Genomic DNA, 15,343 nt, shown 5'->3' with positions numbered 1-15,343 from the left:
TGCCCTCGGGTCGGTTCTGTTGCTGCTCACCTGCCTTGCCGAACGGCCGGGTGGCTTTGTCGTACCTAGTGTGTGACACTTTGTTCAGAACTGGACACTTTGTTAAGGAGTCATCGAGATGATTGTGGCGCTCTTGCTGGTGGCGGCACGGCTGAGCATCGTCGTGGCGGGTGCGAAATGAGCACCGCGGACGCGGTGTTCGGCGCGCTGCGGCCCTTGGTCGATGGCATCGCCGCCACCTTCGGGCGCAGTTGCGAGGTGGTGCTGCACGACTATCGCGACCCGGAACGGTCGGTGGCCGCGGTCGCCGGTTCGGTCACCGGCCGCGAGGTCGGCGATGCCATGAGCGAGATCGGGTTGCGGGTGCTGGCCGCGGGCGCGGAAGCGCGCAACGACGTCGGCTACCTCACCCGCGCGCAGGACGGGCGGCTGCTGAAATGCACCACGCTGCCGCTGCACGACGTCGACGGGACGCTGATCGGCGCCTTGTGCATCAACATCGACGTCTCGGCGATCAACCGGGCGACGGGCGTCCTGTCGGATCTGCTCGGGTTGTCCGTGGTCGCCGAAACGCCCGTGCCGACAACGGATTTCTCCGGTGAGCTCGACCAAGTGCTGGAGTCGCTGATCGAGCGAGCCGAACGGACCAACGCGGTGCCCGCCTCGGCGCTGGGGCGCCACCAACGGCTGGAACTCGTCCGTTCGCTGAACGACGCGGGCGTGTTCGCGCTGCGCGGTGCGCCCGCGCGGGTGGCCAAGCGCCTCGGTATCTCCCGCACCGGCCTCTACAACGACCTGGCCACCGTGAAGAAGGACAGCGAACAGCCATGACCGACACCGTCTTTCGGGCAAACCGCCCACCCGCCGCCGCTCCGGTGTTGATCACCGAGTCCGAGTCGGCGTCCTTGATCGACGAGGAACTCGCCTTGCTGGCTGCGCGCGAGGCGTTCCTGGCCAGCGCGACGGGGACGGCGTTTCCCGTGGTGATCGGGCAGATTTCGGCCAACCGGTTCACTCTGAAATCCGGCGCGGCGGGCGAGCTGGTCGGCGTCAAAGTCGGTAGCTTCTGGCCTGACAACGACAAGGTCGGGGCACCGCGCCACAACTCGACCATCGTGCTGCTCGACCCCGCGACCGGCCGCCTTGCCGCCGTGGTCGAGGCGGGGACCGCCAACGCTTATCGCACCGCTGCCGCGGACGCGCTCGCCGTCGACACGCTGGCTCGACGCGACGCACGTACCTTGACCGTCATCGGCACGGGCAACCAGGCGCTGTATGAGGTGCGTGCCGTCACCAGGGTGCGACCGATCGAGCAGGTCTTCGTGGTCGGCCGCCGCGCCGACGCCGCCCGCGACTTCGCCCGAGATGTCAACGCCTACACGGGTTTACCCGCCGAACCTGCCGAGACACGCACTGCGGTCGCCGCCGCCGACATCGTCGTCACCGCGACCACCGCCCGCGGTCCGCTGTTCGAGGCCGCCTGGGTCGCACCGGGCACCCACATTTCCGCGATGGGTGCAGACGGCCCCGGCAAGCAGGAACTGCCGCCGGAGCTGTACGACCGTGCGCGTTTGTTCTGCGATCTGCCGGATCAGTCCCGCGCCATCGGCGAGTTCCAGCACGCGGGCCCGGCCGTGCCCACCCCGCTGGGCGCCGTGCTCACCGGTGCCGCCGAGGGCCGGTGTTTACCCGACGACATCACGGTGTTCGACAGCTCCGGATTCGCTCTGCAAGACCTCACCCTCGCCGCCGCATTGCTGCGCAGGCACAACACGCAGGAATTCTTGTGATCACTCTGAATACTCCCGACACGCCCTTCGCCGTCGTCGACACCCACCGACTCGACCGCAATATCCAACGGCTGCATAAACACCTGGACACACTCGGCGTACCGCTGCGCCTCCATGTGAAAACCAGCAAGTCCATCGACGTGGCCCGGCGCGTGCATGGCGCCGGACCAGGGCCGATCACCGTTTCTACCCTGAGCGAGGCCGAGTATTTCGCCGATGGGGGTTACGACGACATCCTTTATGCCGTGGGTATCGACCCGCACAAACTGCCGCGCGTCGCCGCACTCATTCGCCGCGGCGTCGCCCTCACCGCCCTGCTCGACAGTCCGGCCCAAGCGCGGGCCGTCACGGAGTTCGCCGACGAACACGGTATTCGGATTCCGACCTTGATCGAGATCGACTGCGACGGTCACCGTGGCGGTGTCTTGCCCACCGACCCCGCCTTGGTCGAGATCGGCCGGATCCTCGTCGGCAATCTCGCCGGAGTACTCGGTCACGCGGGCGAGTCCTACTTCGCTTATACGCCTGACGCTTTGGCGAAATCCGCCGACAACGAACGCGATGCCACGGTCGCCGCGGCGGGCGCTCTCCGCGCCGCCGGACTTTCCTGTCCGATTGTCAGCGTCGGATCGACTCCCACCGCGCACGGCGCCACCGGCCTCGCCGGGATAACGGAGGTCCGAGCCGGAAATTACGTCTTCTTCGACCTCGTCATGGCGGGCATCGGCGTCTGCACCCCCGAGGATCTCGCGCTGTCGGTGGTCGTCACCGTGATCGGCCATCAACCCGGCAAAGACTGGATCATCACCGACGGCGGCTGGATGGCCACCTCGCGCGACCGCGGCACCCAGCGCCAGCCTATCGACCAGGGCTATGGTCTCGTCACCGACCTTGCGGGCCAACAGATCCCGGACCTGCTCATGACCGGGGCCAGCCAGGAACACGGCATCTTGTCCCGCCGCCCAGGCAGCCCCGGCGACCTCCCGGACCTCCCCATCGGCACTCGCCTGCGCATCCTGCCCAACCATGCCTGCGCCACCGCTGCCCAGCACCACCTCTATCACATGATCGACAGCGCGACGAGTACATCCACCGCTCCCGCAATTGACGCAGTGTGGATTCGCCACAACGGTTGGTGAAATCCTCGTTTTATGGGCTTGCACAACAAGGGGTTTCACCGGAAACGAACACCGGGTCGACGATAGCGGGTGGCGGCGGTATTTTTGTGGCGAATTTGTGGAGATTTCGAGCAGCGCTGGTGTGCATTTCGCGGTGATCCGGCAGGCCCATGAAACAGGGGTATTGAGGGTGTGAAATTGCTGTGCAACAGTTCGCTGAGTTCCCTCGAATTCGGGGAAATTCGTTGTTGCAGAAGGGGTTTATCGTGCATTATTCGAACAGACCGGTCGCCACTGTCGCGGCGCTCGGTGCACTGGCCGCGGTCGTCGCGTTCGCCGCGCCGCAGGCCGGGGCCACCGTCACGAGCCTGGGGGTCGACACCGGGCAGAGCTTCGGTAGCTCGGCGGGGCCCACGGGCACCAGCTGCTCGTACGCGGTCGCCGCGAAGACGGATCCGGGCCAGGAGGTGGTCTTCCTCGACGAGGTCAACGCGCAGGTATCCCACGGGGTCTTCCGGCCGGCCGTCGTGACCGCGGATGCCGCGGGCGTGGCACGCAGCACGTGGATCCCCTCGCAGAAGGGGCAGCACAACATCTGGGTGGTCGAGTACCGGTCGGACGACGATTACGACGCCTACTCCCACGATGATCCCATCACGGTCGGTACCGGCATCAACGTCGGCCCCGCGTGCGTCGTACTGCCGTAACGGGTTTCGGTCGGCGGGGGCGTGCGTCAGCGCGCGCCCGCCTCGAAATGAGTTGTGCACCTGGATGTTCGTGCGGCTCACCGCGGCCGCAGCGGAGGGATTCAGCGGAGCGGCTTGTGGAAGATGAGGAAGTCGCACGGGGTGGCGAGGAGTGGCACCAGGTGCGGATAGTCCTGCTCCAGTTCGCCTTTGCGCTCGAGCACGTAGCCGAGGCGTAGGTACCAGGTGCGCAGAAACTCTTTGACTGGGTGCGCCCACCCGCGTGGAACGAGCAGTTCCAGCTGAACGGTCTCGGCACCCTGTGCGGCGCACCGGTGTTCGGCGTAATCCACCAGCGCCCGGCCGAGTCCGCTACCTCGCCGTTCGGGTGCGCACGCCAGCATGCCGAATTCGCCTACGCCACCGTCGAGTTGCTGCACTCGCACGGCCCCGGCGATCCGGCCCTCGATATCGCGAGCCGCGACGATCTCGCCCGCTGTGATCAACGCCGCCAGCTCGGAAGTGGTTGTGCGACAGTAACTGTCGCGCCAGATGCCCTCCTCGGCCACCGTGTATACGCGGTTGATCAGTTCCGTCAGCTCCGCCACGAGCGCGGCATCGTCCGCCGCCGCCACGGGTAGTACCTCGATGGACATCATCGGTCCTCCTTCCACTGCGAGATCGACGATAACGCGCACTCGTGACCGGCTGCGATTCCGGCGAGGCATTGGCCGTGTCCGCGCACCCCTCCGGATCTCGCGGACGAGCTACGGGCCTGATCAGGGCCCCGCGGGCGGCCGTAAGCAGTTTCGGCCGGACGCTCAGGTATCCAGCAGGTCTGGGACGATGATCTCCTCGACCGTCCAGCGGCGCGCCGACAACCCCTGCTCGTAGTGATAGCCCAGGAAGGTGTCGAGGGTCTTCCAGTTCGCGGACACGCCGTAGGGCCACCAGTCCGCGTCGAACAGTCGGTCGTTCTCTTCGAGCAGCGCGTTGATCCACGGCACCATCAGCGGCGCTTGGTAGAGCCGACGGAACCGTCGGTAGTGCTCGGCGCCAGCCTGTTTCGCGTCGAGGAAGGCGGTGTAGACGGCGCGCGCCAGGCCCGGGTGCCGCTCGAGCAGTTCCCGTCGCGCCACGACCGTGTGCATGATCGGGAAGTTCCCCGTCCGCCGGTAGTAGTCGCGTTCGATCGGCTCGTAGTCGGGAAACAGCCGGACGATGTGCGGTGAGCCGTCCAGGAACGGTTGCGGCACATTGGCGGTGAACAGCGCGTCGATCTCGCCGGAATCGAGCATGCCCGACAGTGTCTTGCCCACCGGTGTCGCGGTGATGTCGAGGTCGTCGGGGTGCGGGTGGCTGGTGAAGGTGAACGGCGGCGCGGGATGCTCCAGCCCGCCGATCACCCAGCGGTTGCGTTCGGGCCGAAAACCGTACTCGTCGGCGAGAATGCCCTTGATCCACACGCCGGGATCTTGGCCGTAGACACCGAATTCGCCGATCGTCTTGCCGACGAGGTCGGCGGGCCCGGTGATACCGCTGCCGACATTGACGAAGACCGCCGAGTGCCGGAACACCCGCACGGGAAAGGCCGGAATGGCCACCAGCGGCACACCCTGGTCGAGTGCCCGCAGCAGGAACGTCAGGCCGAATTCCGACACGTCCACCTCGTCGTCCACCACCCGCTGGAATATCTCGGGCAGGGTCGCCGCGGTCGACATCGAGGTGCTGCGGGCGCCCCGCACCGTGACCGATCCGTCGAACAGGGCCGCGGTCGTGTCGTATCGGAAGCCCCCGATAGTCAGGTCCAGATCCTTCATGTGCTGCTCCTTACCTTGGCTGGCTTGCCCTTTCGATCCTCGTCACGACGCGAGCGCGCGGCCAACACCGTTGTGGTCCGCTCGATACCGGATCGGTATGGTGAGGCCGTGGACTTGCGTGGCCTCCGGTACTTCGTCGCCGTCGCCGAGGAACGACACATCGGCAGGGCCGCAGCCCGGCTCCAGATGACCCAGCCACCACTGAGCCGGGCCATGCACCACCTAGAGGCAGACCTCGGCGTTGCCCTGTTCGCCCGCACCGCGACCGGGGTTGAGCTGACCGAAGCGGGCCATCTCCTCTACGCGGACGCTCGGCCGCTGTTGCAGCAGGCCGAGCGCATGGCGGCACGCGTGCGCGCCACCGCGGGTCGCGCCACCCTGACCGTCGGATCCTTGGCCGACACCGCGGAGCTCGTGGGCGGACGGATCGCCTCGGCGTTCCGGGAACTTCACCCGACCGTGTCGGTGCGCATCCACGAGGCCGACCTCGGCGATCCCAGCGCGGGCTTGCGGGCCGGGCTGGTCGATGTCGCGCTGACCCGATTGCCGTTCGAGGACAACGGCTTACGCAGTCACGCCCTGCACGCGGAACCGATCGGCATCGTCGTCCGCGCCGACGACCCGCTCGCCGGACATCCCTCGGTGCGCCTGGCCGACCTGCCCGACCGGCGATGGGTGCAACTGCCGCCCGATACCGATCAGGCATGGCGCGCGTACTGGACCGGCGCACCGGCCGCCGCCGACTCCGGCACCCCGATGCGCACCATTCAGGAGTGCCTGCAGGCAGTGCTGTGGAACGGCATGTCCGCCCTCGCCCCACTGGATCAGGTGATACCCGCCGGGCTGGTCACCGTTCCCGTGCTGGACCGGCCACCGAGCACCTTGGTGCTCGCGTGGCCGGCCCTGCACCTGGCTCCGCTGGTCCGCTCGTTCGTGCGGATCGCCGCCGAGGTCTACCGGCGCACGGACAGACGACGCGACTGAGCTCGGACGGTCAACACCGCGGCGCAAGCAGACCGGGTCGTGGTGTGCGCCCTGACGCCGGGGGAGTGCTGCTGAATCAATGGCTGTCCGAAGTGGTTCCGGCGGTGGACGACTCGGGCGGGCAGCATCCCGGTGCGCAGCACGCACCCGCTGGTTCTGCGGACCCGGTCGAGTCGGGAACGGGCTTGGTGGCCTTGATGATCGCGGAGTGCATCCCTTCCGCGACGGGGTGAGTGGAACTGATGTCGATGTCGGTGAATCCGGCGGCGCTGAGGTGGTCTCGGTATTCGGTGAACGACAACGCACCGGCGATGCAGCCGACGTAGTCGCCGCGTTCTGCGCGCTGATCCGGGGTCAGGTCGTCCTCGGCGACGACATCGGCGATGCCGATGCGACCGCCAGGGGTGAGGACTCGGGCCATTTCCGCGAAGACGGCCGGTTTGTCGACCGACAGGTTGATCACACAGTTGGAGATCACGACGTCGATAGTGTTGGCGGGCAACGGGATCGCCTCGATGTTTCCTTTGAGGAACTCGACGTTACGCACGCCGGCCTCGGCGCTGTTCGCCAATGCCAGCGCCAGCATTTCCTCGGTCATATCGAGGCCGTACGCCTTGCCGGTGGGTCCGACGCGGCGCGCGGACAGCAGCACGTCGATCCCGCCGCCGGAGCCGAGGTCCAGCACCCGTTCGCCCGCACGCAGTTCGGCGACCGCGGTCGGGTTGCCGCAGCCCAATGATGCCGCGGCGGCTTGGATCGGGAGTTGGTCGCGGTCCTCGGCTCCGTACAGGCTGGCGCCGAAGGTTTGATCCACGGCAATGGGGTCGGTCCCGCAACAATCCTCGGCGACCCCGCCCGCGGTCACCGTCCGCGCTGCCTGCGCGTATCGGGTGCGGACGGTTTCGCGGAGTTCGATCTGCTGCTGGTCTGTCATGACATCACGTCCCTGACTGGCTGGAATATCGGGCATCCACGGATACGACCTGCTTGTATCGATGAATGTCGATACAGCTTGCGCCATTGAATCGAAGTCTGTCAATATAGATGTGTGCCTAAACAGGATCTGCCGCTACTCGCCTCGACCGACTGCTGCGACACCACCCTGGCCGCACCGCTCGGTGTCGAGGCGGCCGTGCAGTTGGCGGGCGCGTTCAAGGCGTTGGCCGATCCCGTCCGGCTGCGGTTGCTGTCGTTGATCGTCTCCCGCTCCGGCGAGCAGATCTGCGTCTGCGAACTGACCCCGCAATTCGAGCTGTCCCAGCCCACCATCTCGCATCACCTCAAAGTGCTCCGCGAAGCCGGTCTGATCGACTGCGAGCGCCGCGGCACCTGGGTCTACTACTGGGCGATTCCCGCTGCACTACACCGGCTTTCCGATGTCCTGACCGTCCCGGCCGCAACACCGGCATGACCGAATGACCGGCGGATTCGACTTGCGCATCGGTAGCATTCGGCTGTGAGTGATATCGCGGACTTTGCTCGGCTGTGTGCCGGTGATCATGGGCTCTGTGTTGTCTCGACCTCCCGGGCCGACGGCACCGTGCAGTCCTCGCTCGTCAACGCGGGTGTGCTGGCGCACCCGGAGACGGGCGAGGACGTGGTGGGCATGGTGATTCGTGGTGGGACGCGGAAGTTGGACAACCTGCGGGTTCGGGGCCGCATGACGGTGGTCGCGCGCGCTGGGTGGGCATGGGCGGCCGTCGAGGGCTCGGTGTGGATCGTGGGTCCCGACGACCAGGTGCCCGGCATCGACGGCGAACGGCTGCGGGTGTTGCTGCGAGAGGTGTTCACCGCGGCCGGTGGCACGCACGACGACTGGGACGAGTACGACCGGGTGATGGCCGCCGATCGGCGTGCGGTCGTTCTCGTTGTCCCGGAACGCATTTACGGCAACGGGTAGCTATCCGCTGCCGCCCCGGTAGATGGTCGGCATGGACCCGAGGTCGGCGAAATTGAGTTTGTTCTCCCCGTCCGTGCCGAACCAGGCGACATAGGTCGTGTCGGCCAGCGGACCGGCGCGGTTCACACCCGATCCGAGTCGATGGCGCCCAACGCCTGGGGATCGCCGGACGGTAGCGCGATATCGGTGTCCAGCGCTAGCGGCTGACCGAAAGCCGGTGTGCCGTCGGCATTCCAGGTGAACTTCTGCGCCCGCGTCGTCCGCCCGTCGTAGGTGTACACGCTGGTGTCTTTGGCGTGATAGACGAGCCAGTCCTCGCTGCCATCCGGACTCTGGAAGAACCCGTTGGAACCCGGCCCGAAGACGTTGGCCGGGTCGTTGCGGGTGAACACCGCGGCCGGGTGCTGGTACCAGTTGGCAGGCACCAGGGGGTCCGCGCCCGGCGGGAGCGAATGCATCCACAGCTGATAGTCCGGTTTGCCGGTGTCGCAGGTGGAGTAGACCAGGTAGGTGGTGCCGTCGCGCTGGATTATCGCGGGCGCCTCGCGGACCTCGGTACATCCGCCGGCCGACGGCAGGAACACCGCGCGTCCCGATACCGTGACCGGGTCACTCATCGGCGCGATATACAGCAGGTTGTTCGGACCGCTCCAGAGCAGGTAGTACTGATCGGCGAGCCGCAGTAGTTCCGGATCGATCGCCCACGCGTCCGGCGCGCCGAGCTGGCCCGCGAAGGTGTACGGGCCCAGCGGATCCGAGTCCACCGACTGCAAAACATAAAGCCGATGCCCGTCGTTGCTACCGTCGCCGGCGGTGTAATAGAAGTACCACTGTCCGTCGATCAGGTGGAAAGACGGCGCCCACATATCCTGATTGCGCGTGGGGTCCTGATCGACCCACACCGTATTCGGTTGCGCGGCAGCCAAATCGGCCAGCGACGACGCTTGCCAGATCCGCAAGCTGTCATTCTGACTGGTGGAAAGGTAATAGTTCCCCGCGTAGTAGGTCAGGAACGGATCGGGCCCCGAATTCAACGGATTGCGAAACGTGCCCGCGCAGTCGGCCGTCAGGGCGTATCCAATGCGGTGGCGGGGACACCATAGGGCAGGAAGCGGACGCGGCGCCGTTCGTCGGTATTGTCGCGATGCGCGCGCAGGGCCTCCAGCTCGCTCGGGAAGACCTGCTCGATCCTGGCCTCGCCCGCGTCGTCGATGCTGTAGATGACCCACACCCCGCTGCCGGTCTCGCCGGTGGTCTCGGCCTCAGGTTTCGGCGGACGCGTGCGCTCCGGCTGCTGAACGAACTGACCGAGCAGCGACGCCAGCGTATTCGCGCCGGTGCGGTCGATGTACCCGCTGGCCTTCCCGATGAGGTCACGCAAATCGATCCCCGCATCCCGCAACGCGCGTTCGAAGTCTTCCGGATCGATCCCAAACGGTCTATCGGCTGCCATCACACTGCTCCTGGGGGACGAGTTCGGCTACCCCTTCAGTGTCCTCGCGTAACCCCAGCTTCGCCACGACCAGCAATGATCACCGCTCGGGGGCGGCGAGTTCAGCCCGCGCGAGCGAACGCGATGACGGGCGGGAGGTGCGCTCTGTCGCCCGCCCGAACACGAACGGCGTCCGCTCGGTGATCCGCGAGGTCAGTGGGCATCAGTCGGGGTTCGGTGCACAGGTGAAGCGGCGGGCGGCGTAGCGGCCTCGGCGATTGCAGGCCTTTTTCAGGTCTCCGCGTTCCCTTTTGGCGGCGCGGCCGTTGGGGCCGGAGCAGCAGGTGGTGCCGAAATGGGGGAATCCCCACTGGCAGTGGGAGTTCGGGGTGTCGCGGGTGAGGTGGGCGGGGAGATCGCAGGGGGCGTGACGGTGGTCATGGAGGGGGCGGGGGTGGTGTTCGGCGCAGCGGACCCACAGTGGTTTGGTCTTGTCGGTACGGGACATTTCGTTCCTTGGGAACCTGCCGCCGGTGCCCGGGCTCTCCGGGATGGGCGGCTAGGTTTGCCAATTCATGACGGCTCCTTTTTCAGCAGCTGTTCGGTTCGGTCCCATAGTTTACGGGCCAGGTCGGTGTCTTGGGCCTGTCGGTTCATGCGTCTGGCGGGCCTGCGCGCCTCGTAATAGTTGCCGGATTGCCAGTCGACGCCGGGTTGCCCCTCTGCGAGCCAGACCAGTTGGTCGGCCCCTTTCTCCGGGGTGCTCAGCATGGCACGGGTGACGCGGTTGGTGGTGAGGAATTTATGCACTGGGCTGGCGGAATGTGCGGCGAAGCTGGTCGCGACGTTGCCGGGATGGAACGCGGCCGCGGCGATGCCCTGCGCGTGGTATCGCGCGTGCAATTCCCTGGTGAACAGGATGTTTTCGAGTTTGGACGCGTTGTAGGTCCGCATCGGACCGAAATTGCGGTCGTGGTCGAGGTCGCCGAGGTCCAGTTGGCCGGCCAGGCGGGCGCCCATGCTCGAGGTCTGGATCACCGATGCCCTGGAGGTGGTCAGCTTGTCGATCAGCAGCCGGGTGAGCAGGAACGGCGCTAAATGATTGACCTGGAAGGTCTTTTCGAACCCGTCGACCGTCTTGGCGGGATCACCGAAGACACCGCCGGCATTGTTGGCGAGTACGTCGATGCGCGGGTAACCGGTGTTCAATTCGGCCGCGAGCTTGCGAACATCGTCGAGGCGGGCGAAGTCGGCGTGGTAGTGGTCCGCGCCGATCTCCCGGGCGACCGCCCCGGTCTTTTGCGGGGAGCGGCCGACGATGACGACGCGGTGTCCTTTGCGGTGCAGCCTGCGGGCCGCCGCCGCGCCTATCCCATCGCTGGCACCGGTGATGACGACGATTTTGGAACGATTCATAAGGACACTCCCCGCTATCGATGACCCCTAGCCCGATTCCCCCTCGAACATAGAATGTCTTTCCCACCAAGGGAACCGGCCTCTCGGATGAATATTTCCGCCTGATGGCCGGCCGACGCGGCGACTGGTCGGCTACGGCGGTAATAGCCGATCGGCTGCTATTGAGAAGCTGGTCGGCCCCCGCACACCGGACTTGTGGAGGTCGTGGCGTGCCTCGGTCGTGCGTAGCGTCGACACCGTGAATCCATATCGTAAGATTTGGTTGTTCGTCGGTATTGCTTCTTTGGTCCTGGCCGGTTGTTCGGCACAGGCCGAGGACGGAATCGTCGCGGATATTCGTGCCGATAGTAATCGGGATGGTGTCGTCGACGGAAATGATGTCGGATCAGGCATCGAAAAAGGTAGCTGGACAGCCCGATACGGCGCGATTGTGCTACCGAATATCGGGGATGTGGCGCGGCGCTGCCCGTCGAGTCGAAGCCAGGTGTCCGACGCCGAGCTCGCGGCCTGCCACGATGCCGCCGACGACGTGGCGCGCGCACCCGAATACCTGGCACCACTGCTGACCATGCCGGCCGGGCGGGTCGGCGACGGAGCGACCGGCCGAGTGCAGCCGGTGGGGCCGGGTGCCGACAAGATCCGGATATTCGTCAAACGTCAAGATGTGTGGGTACGGCTGCGGCCCGAGGCGTCGCTGACCGAAACCGAGCTCCGCAACGGTGCCACACTGGGCATCGACTCGCGAGATGTCGTGCGCGACAAGGCTATCTGGGATGGCTCCGTGACCGTCCGCTTCACCGTCCACGACGGCGATCGAACGGTGTCCGACGATATCGCCCTCCGAGTGGCTCCCGTTCTGCTGCACAGCCACAACCAGAGCGCGGAGGCGTTGGTGGTTCCCGAGAGCGGCGGCGACCCGGAGTATGAGCGCTTCGTCGGCGACCTGACCTCGGCCGCCCAGGCCAGCGGATTGACCGCTCCGCTGATCACGGTGAACACCACCGACACCTGGGCACAGGACTTCGTAGAGTTCGGCTATGTATCGATGCCGGGCCCTGGCGGCCGAAATGTCTCGCTGCGCATCGCGATCCGTTCACCGCAACCCGAACGCGAAGGCGGCCGAGCCGTTTTCGATCTCAGAGGCCCCGGTATGGGAGCGATTCAACTCGGCGGGGCCGGTGATCGTCACGTGGATTCGTTCGGAAATGTCGAGACGATACCGCCGTATACCCATAACGGTAAGGAGTTTCCGGCAGGCCGGGTAGTCATCGGCACCGGCAATCGGAACGACGCCACCGTGTCGAGCGTCGAACTACAGAAATTCTTTGCCGCTCAACGGGTTCAGCCGCCGCTGATCCTGGACACCACCTGGCTGGTGGTCGGCCACGTCGATGAATTCATCCAGTTTCTCCCGACACCCGCCGGGCGCGGGTGGCGGCCTGCCGTGACCGATCCCCGGCGAGGTCTGGAGATCCTGCGCGAGCAACAACGATCCGGTCATGGCAGCGAACGCGCGTTTTCCCGACCCGACGCACCCGACCGGACCATCGACGCCGTCCTGGCAGACCAGAACTTCATCGCCGACAACGAACTCGCGGCACGGAAGATCGACGAGAACGTCGAGCGGATGTTCCAGGAGACCGGGACGAAACCCGAAGAGTTCGTGCGCATCCCGGGCCTCTACGAGCTGTCCGCCGGCATAGACGACGAACCGGACGCGCTGGTCAGCTTCTACCCCGGGGCGATCAACGGCGTCCTGATCAACGCGTCGAACTACATCGCACCGCGGCAGTGGGGCCCGATGGTCGATGGGCGTGACGTCTTCGAGGCCGCGGTGACCGAGGCGTATCGGTCTGCCGGAGTTTCGGTGCACTACGTGGACGAGTGGGAAACCCTGCACGTGGCGGGTGGCGAGATACATTGCGGCACCAACGTGCTGCGACAGACGGGCAACCTCCCGATCGTTCCCTGATCGCCGATACCGAATAGGCGAAAACTACCGATGCGACGGATCCGTGCGACCGCGAGGCTGGAGGCATGGGAAGCAAGGATCGAGCAGTGGCGTGCGGCGCCGACCGAGCCGCCACGCTCAGGTGTGCACCAGTCGATCGGATGACGATCCCCGCCGACCGGCTGGACCTTCCGCGCCGGGCGGCCGGTATCGCTGGTCCCCGCTACCCGCGCGGCGCAACCTTGATGAAAGTGTGCTCATGATTCGCGTGGCCATAGTGGACGATGAGGCGCTCGTGCGATCGGGTTTCACACTGATCCTCGGCGCCGCCGAGGACATCGAAGTCGTCGTCACCAGCGACGGCATGGGCGCCTTGGCGGCGATCCGCGCGGCGGATCCCGAAGTCGTGCTGCTCGATATTCGGATGCCGAATGTCGACGGCCTGCAGATTCTGTCGAAGTTGCTGGAAGCACCGCAGCCGCCGACCGTGGCGATGCTGACGACGTTTGCCGCCGACGAGTACATAGCCGACGCCTTGCGCAGGGGCGCTTCCGGTTTCATTCTCAAGGACACCGAGCCGCAGCACCTCAGCGCCATCGTGCGGGCCCTCGCGGGCGGCGCGGTGGTGCTGTCACCCAAGGTGACGAAGGCGGTGGTCGAGGGCTATCTGGACACGGTCGACACCGAGGCGCCCGAGCTGGTGCGGCTACTCACGGATCGAGAACGGGATATCGTCGTTCTCATCGCCGAGGGCCTGTCCAACGCGGACATCGGCGTGCGCCTGCACCTGAGCATGGGAACGGTAAAAGACTCGGTCAGCAGCATCTTCACCAAATTGCGTATCGGCACCCGCGTGCAGGCCGCCTTGATCGCGGAGCGCGCCGGCATCCTCACCGCCGATCTGCCGTGAGCGACCGCGACTTTCGACGGGCTCTCGCTGTCGACCTGCTGGTCGCCGCGATCGGCGCGTTCGATGTGTGGTTCAGCCGCGATCTGCCGTTCGCGCCGTGGGAGATCGGCGTCGCGGTGGTCACCGGCGCGGTATTGCTCGCCCGCAGGCACGCACCGATCGTCACCTTCCTGCTCACCTTGCCCGCGGTGATGGTGATCGGGGCACTGTTGGCGCCGATGGCCGCGCTGTACTCGGTGGCTCGTAGTTCGGCGAAGCGGTGGGTCGTCGTGGCGTTCGCGATCGTGCTCGGGTTGTCCTGCCTGTTCACTTCCCCCGATGACGATTTCGGGTTGGACGACCTCGAATTCTTGCTCCACCAAATAATTTTCGCCATTCTGGCCGGGGCGGGGCCTGCGGCCTTGGGATGGCTGGTGGCCACCAGGCAGCGGCTGGCGGGGCAGATGTCCGAGATCGACCGCGTCTACGCCCACGAACGCGAACTACAGGTCGCCGCCGCGCGCGAGCGCGAACGCGCGGAACTCGCCAGCGAAATGCACGACGTGGTTTCGCATCAGGTGAGCCTGATCGCCGTGCAGGCCGGGGCTTTACAGATGGTGAGTGCCGACCAGGACGCCCGCGAGGCCGCGGCGGTCATTCGCAAACTCAGTGTCAATACCCTCGATGAACTGCGGCACATGGTGAAGGTCCTGCGCGCCCCGGCGGCGACTCCCGAGATCAGTCCGCAACCGACCATCGAGCATCTGCCTGCCTTGCTGTCGGCCAGCGCTTTACCCGTCGAACTGGTCGGCCCGCTGCCCGCGAACCTGACACCGGCCGGTGAGCGCGCGGTCTACCGGACGGTGCAGGAGGCGCTGACCAATGTCCGCAAGCACGCGCCGGGCGCGGCCGTGACGATCGCCTCCGCATGCACGGATCGCACTGTGGCAGTGTCGATTACCAACGTCGCCTCGGCGCAACCGCCAATAGTGCTGCCCAGTGCGGGATCCGGCCTCCGCGGCCTCCGGCAACGCGCACAGCTGCTGGGCGGAACCGTGACCGCGCAGGCACTACCGGACGGCGGCTGGACGGTACGAATCCAATTGCCCCGCAACTGATCACGGGAATGGCCTGCCGGTCTCGCAAACCAGGGAGCAGGGGTGAAGGCCCCTGGCGGTGCGGAGCGAGACCGGCAGACCGGGCGATCGACCAGCGCGGCGGGACCGGGAGAGCCCGACGAACCCGTCGGTCCGGCGGCTGGTGGGTCAGACGATCACCGCCTTCGACGGTAGCCGCGCCGGACCGTGCGCGAAGCCCCCATCCAGCTGGGATACGCCCGCCACTCGGCTGAATCGGA

18 protein-coding genes are annotated in these 15,343 nt (G+C 66.3%); 10 read left to right on the top strand and 8 right to left on the bottom strand.

From position 1 onward, the window contains the following. Positions 1–177 precede the first annotated feature (177 nt). The 4 genes from ACIBCN_RS05290 (at position 178) to ACIBCN_RS05275 (ending at position 3,615) form a co-directional block, all read left to right on the top strand. On the top strand, positions 178–831 hold the full coding sequence (locus tag ACIBCN_RS05290; protein ID WP_396990248.1) for a transcriptional regulator: 654 nt from the start codon (positions 178–180) through the stop codon (positions 829–831). Continuing rightward, positions 828–1,790, top strand: a complete 963-nt coding sequence (locus ACIBCN_RS05285) for an ornithine cyclodeaminase family protein (RefSeq protein ID WP_396990247.1) — start codon at positions 828–830, stop codon at positions 1,788–1,790. Before ACIBCN_RS05290 ends, ACIBCN_RS05285 begins: the two co-directional genes overlap by 4 nt. Beyond that, complete coding sequence (locus ACIBCN_RS05280; RefSeq protein WP_396990246.1) at positions 1,787–2,929, top strand: DSD1 family PLP-dependent enzyme; 1,143 nt, start codon at positions 1,787–1,789, stop codon at positions 2,927–2,929. Before ACIBCN_RS05285 ends, ACIBCN_RS05280 begins: the two co-directional genes overlap by 4 nt. Before the next feature lie 245 nt (positions 2,930–3,174). Further along, positions 3,175–3,615: a hypothetical protein gene (locus ACIBCN_RS05275; protein ID WP_396990245.1), complete on the top strand. Its 441-nt coding sequence runs from the start codon at positions 3,175–3,177 to the stop codon at positions 3,613–3,615. A 101-nt stretch (positions 3,616–3,716) separates the two neighbouring features. On the opposite strand, the gene ACIBCN_RS05270 is transcribed toward ACIBCN_RS05275, so the two are convergent. Next, positions 3,717–4,253, bottom strand: coding sequence for a GNAT family N-acetyltransferase (locus tag ACIBCN_RS05270; protein WP_396990244.1), 537 nt, complete (start codon positions 4,251–4,253; stop codon positions 3,717–3,719). 162 nt (positions 4,254–4,415) lie between these two features. Next, positions 4,416–5,414 carry an ABC transporter substrate-binding protein gene (locus ACIBCN_RS05265; RefSeq protein WP_396990243.1) on the bottom strand — a complete coding sequence of 333 codons (999 nt, stop codon included), beginning with the start codon at positions 5,412–5,414 and terminating at the stop codon, positions 4,416–4,418. A gap of 108 nt (positions 5,415–5,522) precedes the next feature. On the opposite strand from ACIBCN_RS05265, the gene ACIBCN_RS05260 reads away from it, so the two are divergent. Further along, a complete protein-coding gene (locus tag ACIBCN_RS05260; protein WP_396990242.1) occupies positions 5,523–6,398 on the top strand; it encodes a LysR family transcriptional regulator in 876 nt (291 codons plus the stop codon). Positions 6,399–6,474: 76 nt separating this feature from the next. On the opposite strand, the gene arsM is transcribed toward ACIBCN_RS05260, so the two are convergent. Beyond that, entirely contained in the window at positions 6,475–7,332 is an 858-nt protein-coding gene (arsM, locus tag ACIBCN_RS05255) for an arsenite methyltransferase (protein WP_396990241.1), read from the bottom strand. A gap of 114 nt (positions 7,333–7,446) precedes the next feature. Between arsM and ACIBCN_RS05250 the strand changes: the two genes are divergently transcribed. Beyond that, a complete protein-coding gene (locus tag ACIBCN_RS05250) occupies positions 7,447–7,809 on the top strand; it encodes a metalloregulator ArsR/SmtB family transcription factor (RefSeq protein ID WP_396990240.1) in 363 nt (120 codons plus the stop codon). Positions 7,810–7,854: 45 nt separating this feature from the next. Continuing rightward, the gene (locus ACIBCN_RS05245; protein ID WP_396990239.1) at positions 7,855–8,298 is read left to right on the top strand and encodes a pyridoxamine 5'-phosphate oxidase; all 444 of its coding nucleotides are present in this window, start codon (positions 7,855–7,857) and stop codon (positions 8,296–8,298) included. Here the strand turns inward: ACIBCN_RS05245 and ACIBCN_RS05240 are convergent, their stop codons facing one another. From ACIBCN_RS05240 to ACIBCN_RS05220, 5 genes are all read right to left on the bottom strand, one after another. Then, positions 8,299–8,424, bottom strand: a complete 126-nt coding sequence (locus tag ACIBCN_RS05240; protein WP_396990238.1) for a hypothetical protein — start codon at positions 8,422–8,424, stop codon at positions 8,299–8,301. Then, the gene (locus ACIBCN_RS05235; protein ID WP_396990237.1) at positions 8,421–9,332 is read right to left on the bottom strand and encodes a family 43 glycosylhydrolase; all 912 of its coding nucleotides are present in this window, start codon (positions 9,330–9,332) and stop codon (positions 8,421–8,423) included. The genes ACIBCN_RS05240 and ACIBCN_RS05235 overlap by 4 nt, the downstream gene beginning before the upstream one ends. Positions 9,333–9,364: 32 nt before the next feature. Then, complete coding sequence (locus ACIBCN_RS05230) at positions 9,365–9,751, bottom strand: hypothetical protein (RefSeq protein WP_396990236.1); 387 nt, start codon at positions 9,749–9,751, stop codon at positions 9,365–9,367. 202 nt (positions 9,752–9,953) lie between these two features. Continuing rightward, the gene (locus tag ACIBCN_RS05225; protein ID WP_396990235.1) at positions 9,954–10,238 is read right to left on the bottom strand and encodes a hypothetical protein; all 285 of its coding nucleotides are present in this window, start codon (positions 10,236–10,238) and stop codon (positions 9,954–9,956) included. Between the two features lie 65 nt (positions 10,239–10,303). Beyond that, positions 10,304–11,146 (bottom strand): SDR family NAD(P)-dependent oxidoreductase, encoded by an 843-nt coding sequence (locus ACIBCN_RS05220; protein ID WP_396990234.1) that lies wholly within the window; start codon positions 11,144–11,146, stop codon positions 10,304–10,306. Between the two features lie 238 nt (positions 11,147–11,384). Here ACIBCN_RS05220 and ACIBCN_RS05215 point away from each other — a divergent pair, with 238 nt between their 5' ends. The 3 genes from ACIBCN_RS05215 (at position 11,385) to ACIBCN_RS05205 (ending at position 15,104) form a co-directional block, all read left to right on the top strand. Next, positions 11,385–13,118: a protein-arginine deiminase domain-containing protein gene (locus ACIBCN_RS05215; RefSeq protein WP_396990233.1), complete on the top strand. Its 1,734-nt coding sequence runs from the start codon at positions 11,385–11,387 to the stop codon at positions 13,116–13,118. Positions 13,119–13,356: 238 nt separating this feature from the next. Beyond that, positions 13,357–14,007, top strand: coding sequence for a response regulator (locus ACIBCN_RS05210; RefSeq protein ID WP_396990232.1), 651 nt, complete (start codon positions 13,357–13,359; stop codon positions 14,005–14,007). Then, entirely contained in the window at positions 14,004–15,104 is a 1,101-nt protein-coding gene (locus tag ACIBCN_RS05205; protein WP_396990231.1) for a sensor histidine kinase, read from the top strand. Before ACIBCN_RS05210 ends, ACIBCN_RS05205 begins: the two co-directional genes overlap by 4 nt. The last annotated feature ends 239 nt before the right edge of the window (positions 15,105–15,343 follow it).

The organism is Nocardia sp. NPDC051052 (assembly GCF_044456045.1).
Classification (GTDB): domain Bacteria; phylum Actinomycetota; class Actinomycetes; order Mycobacteriales; family Mycobacteriaceae; genus Nocardia.
Note: the sequence above shows the minus strand (reverse complement) of the source record. Positions and strands in the feature narration are given on the sequence as shown.

Bases quoted from the DNA above. Each gene is read 5' to 3' on its own strand.
- ACIBCN_RS05220 (WP_396990234.1), bottom strand. From the start codon at position 11,146: ATGAATCGTTCCAAAATCGTCGTCATCACCGGTGCCAGCGATGGGATA.
- ACIBCN_RS05270 (WP_396990244.1), bottom strand. From the start codon at position 4,253: ATGATGTCCATCGAGGTACTACCCGTGGCGGCGGCGGACGATGCCGCG.
- ACIBCN_RS05230 (WP_396990236.1), bottom strand. From the start codon at position 9,751: ATGGCAGCCGATAGACCGTTTGGGATCGATCCGGAAGACTTCGAACGC.
- ACIBCN_RS05285 (WP_396990247.1), top strand. From the start codon at position 828: ATGACCGACACCGTCTTTCGGGCAAACCGCCCACCCGCCGCCGCTCCG.
- ACIBCN_RS05265 (WP_396990243.1), bottom strand. From the start codon at position 5,414: ATGAAGGATCTGGACCTGACTATCGGGGGCTTCCGATACGACACGACC.
- arsM (WP_396990241.1), bottom strand. From the start codon at position 7,332: ATGACAGACCAGCAGCAGATCGAACTCCGCGAAACCGTCCGCACCCGA.
- ACIBCN_RS05290 (WP_396990248.1), top strand. From the start codon at position 178: ATGAGCACCGCGGACGCGGTGTTCGGCGCGCTGCGGCCCTTGGTCGAT.
- ACIBCN_RS05210 (WP_396990232.1), top strand. From the start codon at position 13,357: ATGATTCGCGTGGCCATAGTGGACGATGAGGCGCTCGTGCGATCGGGT.
- ACIBCN_RS05225 (WP_396990235.1), bottom strand. From the start codon at position 10,238: ATGTCCCGTACCGACAAGACCAAACCACTGTGGGTCCGCTGCGCCGAA.